Annotated in this window: 20 protein-coding genes and 1 pseudogene; 12 read left to right on the top strand and 9 right to left on the bottom strand. The window is 77.0% G+C overall.

The window, feature by feature from the left end:
- Positions 1-77: 77 nt before the first annotated feature.
- From ACI780_RS14645 to ACI780_RS14620, 6 genes and pseudogenes are all read left to right on the top strand, one after another.
- Positions 78-491, top strand: a complete 414-nt coding sequence (locus tag ACI780_RS14645; protein WP_457003746.1) for a glutamate-cysteine ligase family protein — start codon at positions 78-80, stop codon at positions 489-491.
- 14 nt (positions 492-505) lie between these two features.
- Positions 506-934, top strand: a pseudogene (locus tag ACI780_RS14640) (carboxylate-amine ligase); the annotation flags it as partial.
- Positions 935-1,130: 196 nt separating this feature from the next.
- Complete coding sequence (locus ACI780_RS14635) at positions 1,131-1,319, top strand: hypothetical protein (protein WP_457003869.1); 189 nt, start codon at positions 1,131-1,133, stop codon at positions 1,317-1,319.
- A gap of 43 nt (positions 1,320-1,362) precedes the next feature.
- On the top strand, positions 1,363-2,238 hold the full coding sequence (locus ACI780_RS14630; protein ID WP_456872646.1) for a lysophospholipid acyltransferase family protein: 876 nt from the start codon (positions 1,363-1,365) through the stop codon (positions 2,236-2,238).
- 162 nt (positions 2,239-2,400) lie between these two features.
- The gene (locus tag ACI780_RS14625) at positions 2,401-2,673 is read left to right on the top strand and encodes a sigma factor-like helix-turn-helix DNA-binding protein (protein WP_457003743.1); all 273 of its coding nucleotides are present in this window, start codon (positions 2,401-2,403) and stop codon (positions 2,671-2,673) included.
- Positions 2,670-3,734, top strand: a complete 1,065-nt coding sequence (locus ACI780_RS14620; RefSeq protein WP_457003741.1) for a hypothetical protein — start codon at positions 2,670-2,672, stop codon at positions 3,732-3,734. The genes ACI780_RS14625 and ACI780_RS14620 overlap by 4 nt, the downstream gene beginning before the upstream one ends.
- Positions 3,735-3,738: 4 nt before the next feature.
- On the opposite strand, the gene ACI780_RS14615 is transcribed toward ACI780_RS14620, so the two are convergent.
- Positions 3,739-4,266, bottom strand: a complete 528-nt coding sequence (locus ACI780_RS14615; RefSeq protein ID WP_457003739.1) for a GNAT family N-acetyltransferase — start codon at positions 4,264-4,266, stop codon at positions 3,739-3,741.
- A 126-nt stretch (positions 4,267-4,392) separates the two neighbouring features.
- On the opposite strand from ACI780_RS14615, the gene ACI780_RS14610 reads away from it, so the two are divergent.
- The 4 genes from ACI780_RS14610 to ACI780_RS14595 all read left to right on the top strand — a co-directional run bounded on the left by ACI780_RS14610 (position 4,393) and on the right by ACI780_RS14595 (position 9,096).
- Positions 4,393-5,913: an amidohydrolase gene (locus ACI780_RS14610; RefSeq protein WP_457003737.1), complete on the top strand. Its 1,521-nt coding sequence runs from the start codon at positions 4,393-4,395 to the stop codon at positions 5,911-5,913.
- A gap of 182 nt (positions 5,914-6,095) precedes the next feature.
- Positions 6,096-7,748 (top strand): apolipoprotein N-acyltransferase, encoded by a 1,653-nt coding sequence (gene lnt, locus ACI780_RS14605; RefSeq protein WP_457003735.1) that lies wholly within the window; start codon positions 6,096-6,098, stop codon positions 7,746-7,748.
- On the top strand, positions 7,745-8,539 hold the full coding sequence (locus ACI780_RS14600; protein WP_457003733.1) for a polyprenol monophosphomannose synthase: 795 nt from the start codon (positions 7,745-7,747) through the stop codon (positions 8,537-8,539). The genes lnt and ACI780_RS14600 overlap by 4 nt, the downstream gene beginning before the upstream one ends.
- Positions 8,540-8,583: 44 nt before the next feature.
- Positions 8,584-9,096: an FxsA family protein gene (locus tag ACI780_RS14595; protein WP_456872653.1), complete on the top strand. Its 513-nt coding sequence runs from the start codon at positions 8,584-8,586 to the stop codon at positions 9,094-9,096.
- 104 nt (positions 9,097-9,200) lie between these two features.
- Here ACI780_RS14595 and ACI780_RS14590 read toward each other — a convergent pair whose 3' ends face one another.
- The 5 genes from ACI780_RS14590 to ACI780_RS14570 all read right to left on the bottom strand — a co-directional run bounded on the left by ACI780_RS14590 (position 9,201) and on the right by ACI780_RS14570 (position 13,539).
- The gene (locus ACI780_RS14590) at positions 9,201-9,545 is read right to left on the bottom strand and encodes an RNA polymerase-binding protein RbpA (RefSeq protein WP_073419820.1); all 345 of its coding nucleotides are present in this window, start codon (positions 9,543-9,545) and stop codon (positions 9,201-9,203) included.
- A 200-nt stretch (positions 9,546-9,745) separates the two neighbouring features.
- Complete coding sequence (locus ACI780_RS14585) at positions 9,746-10,465, bottom strand: thymidine kinase (RefSeq protein ID WP_457003730.1); 720 nt, start codon at positions 10,463-10,465, stop codon at positions 9,746-9,748.
- Positions 10,462-11,805: an MFS transporter gene (locus tag ACI780_RS14580; RefSeq protein WP_456872655.1), complete on the bottom strand. Its 1,344-nt coding sequence runs from the start codon at positions 11,803-11,805 to the stop codon at positions 10,462-10,464. Before ACI780_RS14580 ends, ACI780_RS14585 begins: the two co-directional genes overlap by 4 nt.
- Before the next feature lie 73 nt (positions 11,806-11,878).
- Positions 11,879-12,766: a lysophospholipid acyltransferase family protein gene (locus ACI780_RS14575; protein WP_457003727.1), complete on the bottom strand. Its 888-nt coding sequence runs from the start codon at positions 12,764-12,766 to the stop codon at positions 11,879-11,881.
- Positions 12,763-13,539 (bottom strand): glycerophosphodiester phosphodiesterase, encoded by a 777-nt coding sequence (locus ACI780_RS14570; protein WP_456872657.1) that lies wholly within the window; start codon positions 13,537-13,539, stop codon positions 12,763-12,765. The genes ACI780_RS14575 and ACI780_RS14570 overlap by 4 nt, the downstream gene beginning before the upstream one ends.
- Positions 13,540-13,645: 106 nt before the next feature.
- On the opposite strand from ACI780_RS14570, the gene ACI780_RS14565 reads away from it, so the two are divergent.
- Positions 13,646-14,164: a hypothetical protein gene (locus ACI780_RS14565; protein WP_457003725.1), complete on the top strand. Its 519-nt coding sequence runs from the start codon at positions 13,646-13,648 to the stop codon at positions 14,162-14,164.
- A 50-nt stretch (positions 14,165-14,214) separates the two neighbouring features.
- On the opposite strand, the gene ACI780_RS14560 is transcribed toward ACI780_RS14565, so the two are convergent.
- The 3 genes from ACI780_RS14560 to ACI780_RS14550 form a co-directional block, all read right to left on the bottom strand.
- Complete coding sequence (locus tag ACI780_RS14560) at positions 14,215-14,457, bottom strand: hypothetical protein (protein ID WP_089403824.1); 243 nt, start codon at positions 14,455-14,457, stop codon at positions 14,215-14,217.
- A gap of 605 nt (positions 14,458-15,062) precedes the next feature.
- Positions 15,063-15,932: an alpha/beta fold hydrolase gene (locus ACI780_RS14555; RefSeq protein WP_457003723.1), complete on the bottom strand. Its 870-nt coding sequence runs from the start codon at positions 15,930-15,932 to the stop codon at positions 15,063-15,065.
- A 707-nt stretch (positions 15,933-16,639) separates the two neighbouring features.
- Positions 16,640-17,242 (bottom strand): antibiotic biosynthesis monooxygenase, encoded by a 603-nt coding sequence (locus tag ACI780_RS14550; protein ID WP_457003721.1) that lies wholly within the window; start codon positions 17,240-17,242, stop codon positions 16,640-16,642.
- A gap of 201 nt (positions 17,243-17,443) precedes the next feature.
- Between ACI780_RS14550 and ACI780_RS14545 the strand changes: the two genes are divergently transcribed.
- A complete protein-coding gene (locus ACI780_RS14545; protein ID WP_457003719.1) occupies positions 17,444-18,100 on the top strand; it encodes a M50 family metallopeptidase in 657 nt (218 codons plus the stop codon).
- The last annotated feature ends 11 nt before the right edge of the window (positions 18,101-18,111 follow it).

Here is an 18,111-nt window from a genome sequence, read left to right as displayed (position 1 = left end):
GCGGATCGGTCGGACTCGATCCGGGGGCGGGGAGGCGTCCGGCTGCGGTGCCGTGGTCGCGCGGGAACGATGTCCGGGTGCGCACGGTGGGGGTCGAGGAGGAGCTGCTCGTCGTCGACCCGGCCGGGACGCCGGTGCCGCTCGGGCCCGAGGCGCTCGAGGTGGCCTCCCGCCGCGGGGAGGGGGAGACCCCGGAGGAGCACGAGCGCGGCAGCGACGCCGGCACCGGTACGGAGGGCTCGGCGGGGCACCTGGTCCCCGAGCTCAAGCGGCAGCAGCTGGAGCTGGGCACCGCCGTGTGCACCGGGCTGGCGCAGGTCGACCGGGAGCTGCGCTCCTGGCGGGGCCGGGCCGACGCGGCCGCCCGCGCGGTCGGGGCGCGGGTGGCCGCGCTGGCGAGCTCGCCGGTCGCCGTCACCCCGGAGCCGACGCCGGGGCGGCGCTACGGCCGGATGGAGGGACCTTCGGCCTGCTCGCGCGCGACCAGCTGACCTGCGGCTGCCACGTGCACGTGTCGGTGGCCGACGACGAGGAGGGCGTGGCCGTGCTGGACCGGATCCGGGTGTGGCTGCCGGTGCTCACCGCGCTGACCGCCAACTCCCCGTTCTGGCTCGGCGCGGACAGCGGCTACGCCAGCTACCGCTCGCAGGAGTGGAGCCGCTGGCCCTCGGCGGGGGCCGCCGAGCCCTTCGGGGACGCCGCCGGCTACCACCGGCTGGTCGAGGACCTGGTGGCGACCGGGACGATCGTCGACGCCGGCCAGGTGTACTTCGACGCCCGGCTGTCGCGCAGCTGGCCCACGGTGGAGGTGCGGGTGGCCGACGTCGCGTTGCGGGTGGCCGACGCGGTCACCCTGGCCGGGCTGGTGCGCGCGCTGGTCGACACCGCCGTGGAGGAGTGGCGGGCCGGGGGAGCGGTGCCGGCGGTGCGCGCGGAGGTGCTGCGGGTGGCCGCGTGGCGGGCGGGCCGGTCGGGGACGAGCGGGGACCTGGTGCACCCGCGCACCGGGGGGGGGGGGGGGGGGGGGGGCGGGGGGGGGGGGGGGGGGGGGGGGGGCGGGGGGGGGGCGGCGGGGGCCGCGGGGGCGGCGCCGGCGTGGGCGCCGCGGGCGCGGGCCCCCCCCCCCCGACGTGGTCGGGGCGCTGCTGGCGCACCTCGCGCCCGCCCTGGAGGCGACCGGGGACCGGCAGCGGGTGGCCGACGGCGTCGCGGCGGTGCTGGCCCGCGGCACCGGGGCGGACCTGCAGCGCCGGGTGCACCGCGAGACCGGGGACCTGGCGGCCGTGGTGCGGGCCGCCGCCGACCTGACCCTGACCTGAGCGACCCCAGGACGTCCCCAGGCGGTGCGGTTAGGGTCCGGCCATGTACACCGCGAGCTGGCGCGACGTCGTCCGGCGGGGCACCTTCGGCCCGCGCCCCGACCGCCGGGACGCGCCCTACCGGCTGGTCATCCGGGTGACGCTGGTGGTCTTCCGGCTGCTGCGGCTGCGCTTCGACGTCCGCGGCTCCGAGCACGTGCCGGCGTCGGGTGGGGCGGTGCTGTGCAGCAACCACGTCAGCTACCTGGACTTCACCTTCCTCGGCCTCGCCGCGCTGCCGCGGCACCGGCTGGTGCGGTTCATGGCCAAGGCCTCGGTGTTCGGGCACTGGTTCGCCGGGCCGTTCATGCGGGCGATGCAGCACATCCCGGTCGACCGCACCGCCGGGGCGGCCGCCTTCGACGCCGCGGTGCGGGCGCTGAAGGACGGCCAGGTCGTCGGGGTCTTCCCGGAGGCGACGATCAGCCAGAGCTTCACCGTCAAGGACCTCAAGGCGGGGGCGGCCCGGATGGCCATCCAGGCCGGGGTGCCGATCCTGCCGGCCGCGGTGTGGGGCGGGCACCGGGTGGCCACCAAGAAGCGCCCGGTCGACCTGACCCGCGGCCGCGCGGTCACCGTGCTGGTCGGCGAGCCGATCGTGCCCGAGCCGGGAGAGACCACGGCGGCGCTGCTGGCCCGCACCCGGGTGGCCATGGAGGCGCTGCTGGACGAGGCGCAGCGGACCTATCCGCAGCAGCCGGCCGGCCCCGAGGACCGGTGGTGGCTGCCGGCGCACCTGGGCGGCACGGCGCCCACCCTGGCCGAGGCCGCGGCGCGCGACGTCGAGGACGCCGCCGGCCGGCGGGTGCGCACCCGCCGGCGGGCGCGGCTGCGCGCGCGGCTGACCGGCCGGCGCCGGCCACCGGCGGCGGCCGCCTGAGCCGCACGGATCCGGGCCGTCCGCCGGGTCTCCTCGACAGGAGCACCGCTCGGGAAGGGGGCGCATGGGCGCGGATCGGGACGACGTCACGATCGCCTGCGTCCGCCGGCTGCTCGTCACTGCCACCTCAGCCGGCGGCGCCGGCTGTGGCACGGCGAGCAGGTGATCGGGACGCTGCCCGACGTCCCCGTCGGGGACTGGCAGGACGCCCACGCGCTGGGCGACGAGCTGGGGCGGGCGCTGGACCTGCTCTCCCCGCGGGTCCGTGCCGTGCTGGTCCTGCGGTTCCACGAGGCCCTCACCGAGACCGAGACCGCCCGGGTGCTGCGCTGCTCGACCAGCACCGTCCGCTCCTACACCGCCCGGGGCCTGGCGGCCGTGCGTGCGGCGCTGCGCCCCCGGACCGCCCGCCTGACCGATGGGAACCCGTCGTGACCGACCTGGCCCTCGACGACCACGACGTCCGGGACGCCCTGGCGCGCCTGGCCGCGGAGGCCGCCGCGCCGCGGGGCGTGGACACCGCCGACGCCGTGATCGCGCTGTCCCGCCGGCAGCGGCGGGCGCGGGCGACGTGGGCCGGGGTCGCGGTGCTGCTCGCCGTGCTGGCCGGGGTGGTGCCGGCGGTCCTCCCCGACGCCGGCCCCGTCCCCGGCCAGGCCGCCGAGGGCCCTCCCGTGCAGGCGGCCCCCGTGCTCCCCGACCTCCCGACCCGCGGTTCCCTCGCCGGCGACGCCGCGTTCGTCGCCGGGGTCGCGGCGCTCGAGTGGTCCGCGCCGCTGGGCGCCGACGGCGCCGCGCTCAACCCGCCGGCCGGGAGCCGGCAGGTGCTGTTCGCCGGCGACCTGCCCGGCGGGCGCCGCTGGGCGCTCGTCGTGGGGGCCGACCAGGGACAGGGCGTCGCCTCCTGGTTCGGCGGCCCGGCCGGCGCCACGCCCGCCGAGCTCACGGTGCTCGCCCCGCCCGAGCGGTTCACCGAGGACGCGGTCGTGTCGCTGCTCGACACCACCGGCCCGGTCCCGGTGCTGGCCGTCGTCGGTGAGCCCGGCGACCGCGCGCGGTACTCGCCGGGGACCGTCCGCCTGCCCGACCGCTCGATCGGCCACGTGTGGACGGACCTGACCGGCTCCGAGGGCGCCCTGGTGGCCGAGGTGGCGGCACCGCCGGTCGCCGGCGCGGAGACGGTCGAGATCGTCCGGGGCGGGTCGTTCCCCACCGTGCTGCGCGGGATCACGCTCACCTACGAGTCCTCGCGGTACGCCGCCTGGGAGCTGGGCGAGGCCGTCTTCACCGACCCCGCCGTCCGCGAGGTCCTCGCCGCGTGCCTCGCCCCGCAGGGGATCACCGTCGAGGTGTACGGCGACGGCGGCGTCAGCGTCACCCCCGCGGACGGGATCGCCTCTCCCGGCGAGCTGAGCGACGCGGAGGTCGGCGCCCGGCAGGCCGCCTCCGACGCCGCGGTGGCGGCCTGTGTCGCACAGGTCGGGGCCGGGGACTGACGGGTCAGTCGACCACCGGCGGGGCCATGAGCCGGAAGGCCTCCAGCTCGACGTCGTACCAGCGGCGCAGGCGGCCCAGCGGCTGCATGCCCAGCCGCCGGCAGACGGCGACCGAGGCGGTGTTGCCGGGCCGGACGACCGCGTAGACCTCGGGCAGGCCGGCGCCGAAGGCCCGCTCCACCACCGCCCGCGCGGCCTCGGTGGCGTAGCCGCGGCCCCAGCAGTCCGGGTGCAGGTGCCAGCCCACCTCCACCTCCCCGACGCCGTCGGGCAGCGGCTTGAGCAGCACGGTGCCGGCGACGACGGGCGGCTCGCCGCGGACCTCGATCGCCCAGCACCCGAAGCGCGGGTCGGCGCGGGTCACCTCGGCCCACCGGCCGACCAGCTCCACCGGCCCCACCGAGGGGGTACCGCCGAGCCAGCGGGTGACCTCGGGGCGGGCGTAGAGGTCGGTGAGCCGGGCCAGGTCGTCGCGGCCGGTGGTCCACGCGCGCAGCCGCAACCGGGTGGTCAGCAGCTCCCCGTCGGGCACCGGTCCTGCCTACCGCCGCTGTCCGCCCCCGGCCACCCGGAGCAGGAGCCACCCGGAGCAGGAGCCACCCGGAGCAGGAGCCACCCGGGGCGGGGGCGGTCCCGGGGCGCCGTCATGCTCACCGCCATGACCACCCCGCCGGACCTGCTGGTCCGCGACGTCACCGTCGGCGACCGTCCCGGCCGGGCGGTGCACGTCGTCGGCGGGCGGATCGCCTGGCTCGGCGCGGCCGGCGACGCCCCGGCCGCCGGGCGGGTGCTGCCCGGCGACGGTGCGCTGCTGACCCCGGCGTTCGTCGACGCCTACGTGCACGCCACCGCCACCGGGCTGGCGCTGACCGGTCTCGACCTCCACTCGAGGTCGAGCCTCGCCGACGCGCTGGCCGCCGTCACGGCGGCCGCGGTCGGCGCCCCGCCCGGGGTGCTGCTGGGCACCGGCTGGGACGAGACCGGCTGGCCGGAGGGCCGCGGCCTGACCCGCGCCGACCTCGACGCCGTCGTCGGGGACCGCCCGGCGTACCTGGCGCGGGTCGACGTGCACTCGGCCACGGTGTCCACCGCGCTGCTGGACCGGGTGCCCGGCATCGACGCGCTGCCCGGGTTCTCCGCCGACGGGCAGCTGCGGCTGGACGCCCACCACGCCGCCCGGCAGGCCGCCTACGGCGCGGTGAGCGGCCCGCAGCGCGCCGCCGCGCAGGCCGCCACGCTGGCCGAGGCCGCCCGGCTGGGCATCGGCACCGTGCACGAGATGGCCGGCCCGGAGGTGTCCAGCGCCGCGGACCTGCGCGCGCTGCTGGCCCTGGCCGCCGACCGCCCCGGACCGCGGGTGGTCGGCTACTGGGGGGAGCTCGCCGAGCGGGGCGGGCTGGACCTGGTCGCCGAGCTCGGCCTGGCCGGCGCCGGCGGCGACCTGTTCTGCGACGGCGCCCTGGGGTCGCACACCGCGGCGCTGGGCAGCCCCTACCACGACCGCCCCGACACCGCCGGGGCGCTGCGCTTCGACACCGCCTCGCTGGTCGACCACGTCCGCGCGTGCACGGTGGCCGGCGTGCAGGCGGGCTTCCACTGCATCGGCGACGCCGCCGTCGACCAGGTGCTCGACGCCGTCGGCGCGGTGGTCGCCGAGCTCGGCCCCGCCGCGGTGCGCGCCTGCCGGCACCGCCTCGAGCACGTGGAGATGGCCGGGCCGGAGGCGGTGGAGCGGATGCGGGCCTGGGGGATGGTGGCCAGCGTGCAGCCGGCCTTCGACGCCGCCTGGGGCGGGGACGCGGGCATGTACGCCGAGCGGCTGGGGGTGGCGCGGGCGCTGGCGACCAACCCGTTCGCCGACCTCGCCGACGCCGGCGTCGCGCTCGCGCTGGGCAGCGACGCCCCGGTGACCCCGCTGGACCCGTGGGGCGGGGTGCACGCCGCGGTCGACCACCGCACCCCCGGCGCGGGCCTGCGCCCCTTCGACGCCTTCGACGCGGCCACCCACGGCGGCTGGCACGCCGTGCGCGCCGAGACCCCGGCCGGGCCGCTGGCGGTCGGCGCACCGGCGGACCTGGCGCTGTGGGCCACCGACGCCGCGCTGGCCGCGGTGCTGGGCTCGCGGGCCCGGCCGCGCTGCGCGCAGCTGGTCGTGGCCGGTGAGGTCCTGTCGCTGTAGCGGGGGGACGCCCCGGGTGCGGTCACCGCACGCACGGGGGACCGCCGCCGGTCGTGCGCCCGGTCCGGCACCGCGGGATGGGATGCTGGTCGGTGGACCACGCCGTGGTCCGCGCCCGCGGCCGTGCCCGGGTGCGAGCGCCAGCCGCGGGTCCGCGGCACGACGTCGCGGGGAGGACAGCGGTGCCACCAGCAGCCGCGGCGGGCACGCTCGACGCCGCCTCCGGCGCACCCGAGCGCCCCCGGCGGGCGACCCCGGGCTGGCCGTCGTGGCGGGGGCTGGCCGGACGCACCGTGCTGGCCGCCGCCGGCGGGCTCGCGGCGCTGCTGGCCTTCCCCGGGTACGCGGTGCTGCCGCTGGCGGTGCTGGGCCCGGCGGCGCTCGCGCTGGCCGTGCACGGGCAGCGCGCCCGGGTCGGCGCCTGGCTGGGCCTGGTGTGCGGGCTGGCGTTCTTCGTGCCCCTGCTGTCGTGGACCGGCGTCTACGTCGGCGCCTTCCCCTGGTTAGCGCTGGCCGTCTCCCAGGCGCTGTTCCTCGCCGCCCTGGGCGCGGCGACGGCGGCGGTGTCCCGGCTGCGCTGGTGGCCGCTGTGGACCGCGGCGCTGTGGGTGGCCGACGAGGCGCTGCGCGGCCGCGTCCCACTCGGCGGGTTCCCCTGGGGCCGGCTGGGCACCAGCCAGACCGACGGGCCGCTGCTCGCCCTGGCCGCCTACGGCGGGGTGCCGCTGGTCTCCTTCGCGGTCGCGCTGACCGGCACGCTGCTGGCCGCCGCGGTGCTGGCTCTGGCCCGGGTCCGCAGCGCCGCCCCCGAGGGCCGCCGGCCGGCCCGGCGGGCGGCGGCCGCGGCGCTGGCGGGCGCGGCGGTGGTCCCCCTGCTCGGCGCCGCCGCGTGGCTGCCGCTGCCCGGCCCCTCGCTCACCGACGGCGGCCCGACCCGCACCGTCGCGGTGATCCAGGGCGACGTGCCCGAGGCCGGGCTGGAGTTCAACGCCCGCCGCCGGGCGGTGCTGGACAACCACGTGCAGCGCACCCTGGAGCTCGCCGAGGCCGTCGCCGCCGGCGAGCGGGCGCAGCCGGACCTGGTCGTCTGGCCGGAGAACAGCTCCGACATCGACCCCTACACCAACGCCGACGCCGCGGCGCAGATCAGCCGCGCCGCCGCGGCGATCGGCGCGCCGCTGCTGGTCGGCGCGGTCGTGGAGGGCCCCGGCGAGTACCTGTCCAACACCGGGATCGTGTGGGACCCGCGGACCGGGCCGGGGCAGACCTACGTCAAGCGCCACCCGGTGCCGCTGGCCGAGTACGTGCCCGCCCGCGACTTCTTCCGCTTCTTCAGCGACAAGGTCGACCTCGTCCGCCGCGACTTCACCTCCGGCACCGAGGTCGGGGTGCTGGACATGGGCGGCGCGCGGGTCGGCGACGTCATCTGCTTCGAGGTGGTCTATGACTCCCTCGTCGCCGACACTGTGGAGGCCGGCGCCGGCATGCTGGTGGTCCAGACCAACAACGCCACCTTCGGCTACACCGACGAGAGCGAGCAGCAACTGGCCGCCAGCCGGCTGCGGGCCGTGGAGTTCGGCCGCACCGTCGTCGTCGCCGCCACCAGCGGCATCTCCGCGGTCGTGGCCCCCGACGGCTCCCTGGTCCGCCGCTCGGAGCTGTTCACCCCCGCGGTGTTCGTCGAGGAGGTCGCCCAGCGCGACTCCACCACCCTCGCCCAGCGCCTCGGCGCCGCCCCGGAGTGGGTGCTGACCGCGCTCGGCGCCGGCGCGGTGCTCGCCGTCGCCGTCCCCGCGCTGAGCACCCGCCGGAGCACCCGCCGGAGCCGCCGGTGAGCGCCGGGCCGCGGGTCCTCGTCGTCGTCCCCACCTACGACGAGGTGGAGAACCTCGAGGCGGTCCTGGACCGGCTGCACGCCGCCGTCCCCACCGCGCACGCCCTGGTGGTCGACGACGGCTCACCCGACGGCACCGGCGAGCTCGCCGAGAAGCTGGCCGCCGAGGACGCCCGCGTGCACGTGCTGCGGCGCACGGAGAAGTCCGGGCTGGGCCCGGCCTACGTCGCCGGGTTCCGGTGGGGCCGCGGGCGTGGCTACGACGTGCTGGTCGAGATGGACGCCGACGGCTCCCACCACCCCGAGCAGCTGCCGCTGCTGCTGGCCGCGCTCGCCGACGCCGACCTGGTGCTGGGCTCCCGCTGGGTGCCCGGCGGGCGGGTGGAGGACTGGCCGCGGCGGCGGCTGCTGCTGTCGCGGGTGGGCAACCTCTACACCCGCTGGGCGCTGCGGCTGCCGCTGGCCGACGCCACCGGCGGGTTCCGCGCGGTGCGCGGGGAGCTGGTCGACCGGCTGCCCTTCGAGGAGGTGGCCAGCCAGGGCTACTGCTTCCAGGTCGACTGGGCCTGGCGGGCGGTGCGCGCGGGCGCCCGGGTGACCGAGGTGCCGATCACCTTCAGCGAACGCGAGTTCGGGCGGAGCAAGATGACCGCCTCGATCGTTGAGGAGGCATTGGTACGGGTCACGTGGTGGGGCCTGCAGGACCGGCTGGCCGACCGGCTGCCGGGACGGGTCCGCCGCGCCGTACCGGGACGGGTCCGCGACGGCGGGCGGTCCAGCGAGGCCCGGTAGGCGGGCCCGGGCCGCCCGCGCAGCGGGCCGGGGAGAGACACACCGTGGGACGAGCCGCAGGACGCCGGGTCCGGCTGCTGGCGGGGCTGTGGGCCCTCGCCGAGATCGCCGTCTTCGTACTGGTCGCGAGCTGGATCGGGGTGGGCGCGACGGTGCTGGCCGCGCTGGCCACCACCGTGCTCGGCTGGGCGCTGCTCGCCCGCCAGATGAAGGACCTCGCTGCCCTCCACCGCTCGCAGGCTCGCGGCGGGACCCTGCAGCGAGGCCTGACGGCCTCCGACGCCGGGCTGGTCGCCGTCGGCGGGGTGCTGATGGTGCTGCCGGGGTTCCTCGGCGACCTGGTCGGGCTGCTGTGCCTGCTGCCGGTCACCCGCCCGCTGGTGCGCGCCGCCGTCGGTCGCGGCATCGCCGCCCGGCTGGGGCTGGTCCCCGCGGGGCCGGTGCGGGTGCGCAGCGCCCGCGTGCCCGGCGCGACCATCCCGCGCCCGTCGGGTGCCACCCGGGTGATCGAGGGCGAGGTCGCCGGCGACGTCGTGGACACCGGCCCCCGCGGCTGACCAGCGGCGCCGGGGACCCACCGGTCCCCGGACGCGGAACGGCCCCGGTGGGGTGTCCCACCGGGGCCGTCCGGGTCGTGCAGGGGTCGTGCAGGGGATCCGTCTCAGCTGGCGCGGGTCCGCCGGCCGCGCAGCACCTCGAGGCGCTCGGCCAGGACCTCCTCGAGGTCCTCCACGGAGCGGCGCTCCAGCAGCATGTCCCAGTGGGTCCGCGGCGGCTTGACCTTCTTGGGGGCGGGCTCGGCGCCGCCGACCAGCTTGGCCGCCGCCCCGTCGAACTTGCACTCCCAGGTGTCGGGCACCTCGGCGTCGTCGGCGAAGGGAACGGTGAACTGGTGGCCCGAGGGGCACTTGTACTCGACGTACTGGCGCTCGATCGGAGCGGTGTTCCGCTCGGTCTCGTAGCTGACGCTGCCCAGTCGGCTGCCCCGCAGGGAACGCTCGCCCATGGCACACCGTCCTCTCGTGCTGGTGGTGTCGGTCAGGTGTCCTCGTCGCAGCAGGCAGTACCCACCGCGCGGGGAGTCAAGGAGACCAACGACGGATTTCGCGGATAGATTCCGCTGAGTCGGTTCCCCATCATCGCATGGAGTGGTATTGGGGCGCGTACCGCCCCCCGGACGGGGGAGCCGTGCCGCCCGGAGAGGGGTCAGGGCAGCTCGAGCTGGCCGGGGCCGGCCGCGGTGGGTCCCAGCTGGCCGAGCACGTGGTGCCGGCGGCACAGCACCTGGTAGTGCACCTCCGGGCCGGGCGTGTGGTCGGTCTCGGGCACCGGGGTGGGGGCGGTGTCGGCGACGACGACCGTCGCGCCCTCGCGCACCATCTGCCCGTCGACGACGCGGGCGTTGAGCAGCCCCGGCGCGCCGCACCAGCACAGCACCTCCACCTGGATGCGCTGCACGTCGTCGGCGACCTCCAGCAGCCGCTGGGTGCCCGGGAACAGCCGGGCGCGGAAGTCGGTGGTCAGGCCGAAGGCGTACACGTCCACGTGCGAGGCGTCGACGAGCTCGGCGAGCTGGTCGACCTGCCCGGGGGTGAGGAACTGCGCCTCGTCGACGATGAGGTAGTCCACCCGGGTGCCCTCGGCCCAGCGGCCGCGCACCAGCAGGACCAGGTCGGTGGCGGCGTCGACCTCCACCGCGTCGTGCGCCAGCCCCACCCGGGAGCTGATCTGCGGCCGCGCCGACCGGTCGCCCTGGGTCAGCAGCAGCCCCGAGCGGCCCTGCCGGCTCTGGTTGTGGTCGACCTGCAGCGCCAGGGTGGACTTGCCGCAGTCCATCGGCCCGTGGAAGAAGCGCAGGTGCGCCGGGGCGGGGGAGCGGCGGCGGTCCCCCGACGCCGGCACCGACGCCGGTGCCGGACCGCTCACAGCCGCTCGGGCGGGGTGTTGCCGGCGGCCACGACCGCGCGCCGCATCGGCAGCCGGGCCAGCAGCGCGAACCCGGCCACGAAGAACACCACCAGGCTGATGATCGCGTACCGGTAGGAGCCGGTGAGCTGGTAGGTCAGGCCGAACGCCAGCGGCCCCAGCCAGCTGGTCCCGCGGTCGCTGATCTCGTAGAAGCTGTAGTACTCCGCCTCCCGGCCGGCCGGGATGAGGTGGCTGAACAGCGACCGGGACAGCGCCTGGGTGCCGCCCTGCACCAGCCCGATGACGGCGGCCAGCGCGTAGAACTGCGCCACCGCGCCCTCCTGCAGCCAGTACGCCGCCACCAGCACCGCCGTCCAGGCCACCAGGCAGCCCAGCACGGTGCGCTGGGCGCCGTAGCGGGCCGCCACCCGGCCCAGCCCCAGCGCCCCGAACACGGCGACCACCTGCACCATGAGGATGGCGCCGGTGAGCACCGACTGCGACAGCCCCAGCTCCTCGCTGGCGTAGGTGGCGCTCAGCGAGATCACCGTCTGCACGCCGTCGTTGAACAGCAGGTAGGCGCCCAGGAACCACAGCGTCAGCGGGAACGCCCGCATCCCCCGCAGCGTCGCCCACAACTGACGGAACCCGCTCGGGGCCGCGCCGCCGTGCCCGGACACCGGCGGCCGGTCGCGCAGCAGGGAGACCGTCACCAGGGTGAACAGCCCCCACCACAGGCCGGCCGTGGCCAGGCAGATGCGCACCGCCTCGCCCTCGGTCAGCCCCAGCGACCCCGCGCCCAGGAACAGGCCCAGGTGGACGGCGAGCAGCAGCGCCCCGCCGACGTAGCCGAACGCCCAGCCGCGGCTGGAGACGGCGTCGCGCTCGTCGGGGGAGGCCAGGTCGGGCAGCCAGGAGTAGTAGACGACGGTGGCCGCGCCGAAGGCGACGTTGGCGACGACGAACAGCGCCGCCCCCAGCAGGTAGCGCCCGTCGGCGACGAAGAACAGGCACGTCGCCGCGAGCGCACCCAGGCCGGCCAGCGCGCCGAGCAGCCGCCGCTTGTGCCCGCTGCGGTCGGCCACGGCACCGGTCAGCGGCAGCACGACGACCTGCAGGACCACCGAGAACGACAGCACGTAGGAGAACCAGCTGCCCGGCGGGATCGACAGCCCCAGGAAGGGCAGCCGCCCGTCGGCGCCGGCGGCGTCCTCGGCGACGCTGGTCAGGTACGGGCCCAGGAAGACGGTGGTGACGCTGGTGTTGAACACCGACATCGCCCAGTCGTAGGAGTACCAGCCGAAGCGCTCGCGGCGCAGCGCGGGATCGGCGGGCGCTGCGTCGACGTCGGGAGTCACCGGCGCAGGGTGCCAAACGGGGCCGGGCAACTCCAGCACCGGCCGGTCACGGGATGTCCCGTCCCGCGCCGGGTCACGGGACGTCCGTCGGCACGATCCCGCCGGGGAAGGCCGCGACCCCCGTCGTCGGCCGGGTGGGGTCGGGCGCCGTCGGTGGGCCCGCCGCGCGCAGCGGCACCAGCCCCCGGGTGATCGCCGCGGCGATCCGCACCCGCGCCCGGTGGGCGTCCCCGACCCGGCCCGGCTCCAGGTCCTCGAGGACCACCGGCGGGCCGACGTGCACCCGCAGCACCGGACGCCGCAGCAGCGAGCGCGCCAGGGTGCGCAGCTTGGTGACGTCGTCGGCGTAGGCGAGCACCTCCTGCGCCCCCCACTGGCTGACCGGGAGCACCGGCACCCGCACGCCCAGGGCCAGCCGCGCCGTGCCGGTGCGGCCGCGCTCGGGCCAGCCGTCGGGGGCGAGCCCGACCCGGCCCTCGGGATAGGCCACCACGTGCCCGCCGTGCGCCAGCGCGACCTCGGTCACCCGCACCGCGTGCCGGGCCAGCGAGGTGCCGCGGTCGACCCGGATGCCGCCGGCGCGCTCCAGCAGCGGCCCGGCCACCGGCGCGCTCAGGATCCCGCCGGTGGCCATGATCCGCGGCACGACGCCGAGCCGGTGCAGCGCCACGGCGATCACGAAGGGGTCGAAGTCGCCGACGTGGTTGGCGGCCAGCAGCAGCGGCCCGCGGCGCAGCTCCTCCGGGACGGTGCCGGTGACCTCGATCCGGCCGAACAGCTCGACCAGCCACGAGCAGCGGCGCAGCAGGAACAGCCAGACCGGCCACGGCGGCGCGGCGGCGATCGCCAGCTGCCGGGCGAACCACTCGGGGTCGTCGCCGCGCAGTCCCGGCTCGAGGTGGTCCGGCAGCGGGGGCGCCGGAGGCCGCCAGGTGCGCAGCCACCGCGCCCACCGGCTCACCGGGGCACCCACTGCCCGCGGGTCCGCAGGATCTCCTTCAGCATCGCCGGGCGGTCGGTCATGATCCCGTCGACGCCGAGGTCGAGCATCGCCGTCGTCTCCTCCGGGGTGTCGACGGTCCACACGTGCACCTGCAGGCCGCGGGCGTGCGCCGCGGCGACGAACCGCTCGTCGACCAGCGCCCGCCCGCCCAGCTGCAGCGGCACCTGGGCGCACCCGGCCTGCACGCGCACCAGCCCGGCCGCCCGCGGCGAGTACGACGACAGCCGCAGCGCCGCCACCCCGCGCGGGCCCAGCGACGTGCACACCGACGGCCCGAACACCCGCCGGGCGGCCGCCACCCGCGCGTCGGAGAACGAGCCCAGGCAGATCCGGTCGGTCATCCCCATCCGGCGCACCGTGCGCACCAGCGGCGCCAGCACCCCGGCGGCCTTGATGTCGAGGTTGAACCGCACGTCGGGCCAGGCCCCGAGCAGCTCCTCCAGCCGCAGCACCGGCTCGCGGCCCCCGATGCGGGCCTGCGCGACCTCGGCCCACGTCAGGTGCTCGATGCGGCCGGTGCGGTCGGTGACCCGGTCCAGCGTCGGGTCGTGGAAGACGACGAGCGCACCGTCGGCGGTCACCCGGACGTCGGTCTCGAGGTAGCGGTAGCCCATCGCCACGCAGGCCTCGAAGGCCGGCATGGTGTTCTCCAGGTGCTCGATCGCGCCGCCCCGGTGCGCCATCGCCAGCGGCGTCGGCCCGTCGAGGTAGGCGAACCGGGCGGAGACCACGGGCGACACGCTAGCGGCGGCCCCCGACACGCCGCCGCGCCCCTTCCGGAGCCTCACCCGGGCGTGTCACCCGGGACTGTCGGTGGTGCCGTCTAGCGTCCGGTCCGTGGCAGAACAGCAGGTCCGCGGCGCGGCCGCGCGCACGGCCCGGAAGGCGGTCAGGACGAGGGAGGCCGGCACGGCACGGGCGACGAAGCGAGCGGCCGAGCACCCGGTGGAGGAGACGGCGGCGCGCCCGGTGACGACGCACCCGGCGCCGGCGCCCCGCACAGCGGGGCAGGGGAGCGGTACCGACCGCCGGTGCGGCTGGTGCAGCCGCGTCCTGCCCCAGGCCGGGTCGGTGGGCCGCCCCCGGCTCTACTGCGGGCAGGCGTGCCGTCAGCGGGCCTACGAGCAGCGGTCGGCGACGGCCAAGGCGGGCCTGTCCGACGACGTCGTGCTCGTCAAGCGCGCCGACCTCGACGGCCTGCAGGACCGGCTGTTCCAGCTCCGCTGCGCCCTCGAGGACGTGCAGACCCTGCTCGGCGAGCGCCACACCAAGGCCGAGCTCGAGCGGTCCCTGGCCGACCTGCTGCACTCCACCGGCCGCCTCGACCGGCTCTGGGTCACCGAGCGCGCCGGCTGACCCGACCGCCGACCCGTTCCCCGGCCGCCGCCGTCCGGATCAGTCCGGGGTCAGTCCGGGTCCTGCGTGTCGTCGTCCTGGTCCTCGGGGTTGCCCTGGTCCTCGTTGCTGTTGTCGGGCAGGTTGTCCTGGGAGTCCTCGGACGGGTCGTCGCCGCTGTCGTTGCTGCTGTTGTCGTCGGTCGTGCCGTCGTTCTGCCCGTCCCCGGCGGCCTGGCAGGCGGTCACCGTCGCGCCGCCCCCGAACAGCGCCAGCGCGGTCAGGAGGGCGGCGAGCGGACGTCGGAGTTCCATGCACCCGACCCTAAGCAGGCACCGGGCACACCGCCCGTCGAAGCCGCCGACACCACCGTCATTACGTCACGGTGACGCAATGACGGGTGATCGAGGAGGTCGAGGGGAGTGGGCCGACAACGGTGTGCACGCCCGGTCGTGACGTCGTCTCGGGTCCAGGACGTCGGCACTCCGGGTCGGGGCCCAGCCGCCGGATGGAGCCGGGTGCCTCGACGAGCCGGCGCGTGAGGCGACGGGCGCCGAACCGCCAGCCGGGGTCGCCGGGTGCTGGGGTCGTCGAGTGCTGGGGTCGTCGAGTGCTGGGGTCGCCGAGTGCTGGGGTCGCCGAGTGCTGGGGTCGCCGGATCCCGCGGGCGGGATCCGGCCACACGTCGCCGTCGCTCGTGGACGTCCACTGGTGTCGTCGGCACGATGCACGTCGACGCGATGCGACGGATCCGTCGGTGACACGAGGCCGGCCCGGCGACCGGCCTCGAACCCCTTCCCGAGCACCCCATCCGTCGCGCCGATAATGCACATTATGTCAAGTAGCGTCCGGGATCCCGCCCCCTGAGCGCTCCTCCACCGCGCCGCGACGACGGGGTCATGCCGGACGAGTGGCGCGCTCACCCGGCACCGGCGCCGCGTCCTCCGAGCGCGTCCACGGCCGCGACGATCGCCTCCGGCTGCTCGTCGGGCGCCATGTGACCGGTCCCGGGCAGCACCTGCAGTTCCACGTCGAGGTGGCGGCGGACGGCGTCCCGGAGACGCGGCACGGGCAGGAAGCAGTCGCGCTCACCGGAGAGCACCGCCCGCGGTGTCCTTCGCCAGCGCCGCAGCACCGACGCCGGCAGCGGACCGGGAGCCGCGGACGTCCGGGTGCTGCGGGCGACCAGCGTCATCCACTCGACCTCGTCGTCCGCCCGGTGACGTCCGGACCCGTGCAGCTGCCGCACCAGGCGGGCGCTGCGCGCGGTGGTCGGCCGCAGCAGCCAGGGCACGGTCGCGGCGAGCACGGACGCCCCGACCCGCAGCCGGACGACCCCGGCCGGGTCGACCAGGACCAGCCCGGCCACACCGTCCGGCTCGGCGGCCAGGGCGATCGCCGCCCCCAGGGAGTGCCCCACCAGGACCAGGCGGCCGGCGTGCAGGTGAGCCACCAGTTCCCCGACCCAGGCGCCGTAGCCGGCCAGGCGGTCACCGGACGGGCGCACGCCGGCCGAGAGCCCCGGCTGACCCGGCACGTCGGCGGCGACGACCCGGCGACCGGCGGCCAGCGCCGACAGCACCGGCAGGCTGGTGGCTGCGCTGACGTTCGTCCCGGGCAGGTACAGCACGGTCGTCTCGCCCTGGCCGGCGACGACCAGGTGCGTGGCGCCCAACCGGGTGTCCAGCTCCGACCGCTCGTGCGCCGTCGGCCACTCGGCCAGCCGGCCCTCGCACCACGCACGGACCGCCTCGCGGGATGCCGCGGTGCGGTACAGCGAGCGATCCACGGCGGCCTCCCCGGCGACGGCCCGCGCGGAGGGCGGGCCCGGTCAGCCTGCCAGGACCGCACTCCCCCCAGGCTGTCCGGACGCGTGGCGGTGACCGCCGCGCCGCTCCTCCCCCACGAGGACGTCGCCCCGGGGTTCCCTGTGGTCAGTGTTGTTCCTTGGTTCTCTGTGTAATGATCACCTTTTTGTTAGGGATAACGGACGATGGTGGTACTCCTGCCGGCGTGCCACTCGGCAGTCGCCGGTCCGCCGTGCTCGAGTCGTCCGCCATCGCTCGCGCAGGCCGGTCGCCCAGGGCGACCACCGCCGCGCGCCCGAGCTCGGAACCGCCGGCGCCCGCACAGAGGTACCGGATCAGCTCCGGTCCACCCGTCACCGGCGCCGCTCCGGCGCGTCGGGGATCCGCCACGGCGCCGCTACGACGACCCCGCTCCCCTGGCGCAAGGGGCCTTGCCCGATAGGTGTTGGTCTTCCCGTCGACAAATGTCCGGCGCGAGTTGGGGATAACGGGATGAGTCCGTACGGTCCGTCCCACCGCACACCAGCTCCTCGACGTCGGCGGGCCGACTGCGAGCGTCGTCGCACCCGCGAGGCGGCCACCCCGGTGCGGCCCGGTGCGGCCCGGACGGTCGGCGGCGCGATCTCAGCGGGACCGCTGCCTCGGCGCTACGACCGCCCCGCTCCCCCACCGAGCGCCGGTGACGACCTCAGCCGCGCCGGGCGCGCCAGGGACGCCCGGTGAGCCACCACTGCAGGCGGCGCGTGATCCAGGGCAGCAGCAGGTAGGTCATCAGCGGCGTCAGGGTCAGCGTGACGACGGCGACCCGCAGCGCCACCGGCAGGTCGGCCAGCCACACGCCGAGGGTCACCGTGGCCAGCAGGTTGAGCGGGTAGAAGACCAGCCAGATGGTCGTCGCCTGCTTCCACCGCGGCGGAGCGGCTGCCTGCGGAGGGGTCACCACCTCGGTGCCGACCGGCACGTCGAACCAGCCCTCGATGCCCGTGCGCCGCTCGGTGCGGGTGACCTCGGCGAGCCCCTCGGCCGAGCGCAGCCACCACGCCCGCTCGGCGGAGGCCTCCCAGGCCTCCAGCGCCTCGTGGTGGGTGAACCGGCACAGCATGTGCCACTCGTCGGACCCGTTGCGGGGGCGGATCCATCCGCCGCCGAGGAAGCCGGGGAACGACTCGGCCATCGTCAGGCCGGCGCGGATCCAGGCCGTCATCTCCCGGGTGTGCGCCGGGTCGGCGCGGCGGGTGAAGGAGACGGTGACCGGCAGGCGTTCGGGAGCCAGGGCGGACGGCGAGGACACGCGACCAGGATCGACGCGCGGGCACGGGTGGTGCACGGTCCCCGGCTGTGACCTCCCCCGCTCTCGCTGTCGGTCTTCCCTGCCGAAAAAACGAGGAGTAGTTGGGGATAACGGACGACGATCGTCGAGTGGATGGGCGGGCGCACACGCCCGGCTGCCGCGTTCCTGGAGCTCACAGACCCGTGCGGTTGACTCCGTCCGGTGGACCTCCTCGAGCGCCTCTGGACCCGCGCCGCCGCGGTGGCCCCCCTCCCGCCGGCGGTGGTCGCCGGCGCCGCCGTCGTCGCGCTGGTCGTGGTGGCCAGCCCCGGTCTGTGGCGGCCCACCCGCACCGTGGTGACCATCGCCCACGAGGGCGCCCACGGGCTGGCGGCACTGGCCACCGGCCGCCGCCTGGCCGGCATCCGGCTGCACTCGGACACCTCGGGGCTCACCGTGTCCGCCGGCCGCCCCACCGGCCCGGGCATGGTGCTCACCTGCGCGGCCGGCTACGTCGGCCCCGCGCTGTTCGGCCTGGGCGCGGCGGCCCTGCTCGCCGCCGGGCACGCCGCCGGGGTCCTGTGGGCGGGACTGGCCCTGCTGGCGCTGCTGCTGCTGCAGATCCGCAACTTCTTCGGGCTGTGGGCGGTGCTGGCCACCGGCGCGGTCGTCGCCGGGGCCACCGCCTGGCTGCCCGCCGCGGGTCAGGCCGCCTTCGCCGCCGTCGTCACCTGGTTCCTGCTGCTGGCCGCGCCCCGGACGGTGCTGGAGCTGCAGGGCGCGCGCCGCCCGCGGCGCGCCCCCCACTCCCACCCCGCCCACCTCGCCACGCGCACCCGCCAGACCGCGCTGCTGTGGGGCGTGCTGTTAGTTCTCTAGCAACAGGCCGC

Source organism: Geodermatophilus sp. SYSU D00814 (assembly GCF_054050055.1).
The sequence above is the reverse complement of the archived record's forward strand: the minus strand, read 5'-3'. Positions and strand labels throughout refer to the sequence as shown.

Bases quoted from the DNA above. Each gene is read 5' to 3' on its own strand.
- ACI780_RS14630 (WP_456872646.1), top strand. From the start codon at position 1,363: ATGTACACCGCGAGCTGGCGCGACGTCGTCCGGCGGGGCACCTTCGGC.
- ACI780_RS14610 (WP_457003737.1), top strand. From the start codon at position 4,393: ATGACCACCCCGCCGGACCTGCTGGTCCGCGACGTCACCGTCGGCGAC.
- ACI780_RS14590 (WP_073419820.1), bottom strand. From the start codon at position 9,545: ATGGGCGAGCGTTCCCTGCGGGGCAGCCGACTGGGCAGCGTCAGCTAC.
- ACI780_RS14560 (WP_089403824.1), bottom strand. From the start codon at position 14,457: ATGGAACTCCGACGTCCGCTCGCCGCCCTCCTGACCGCGCTGGCGCTG.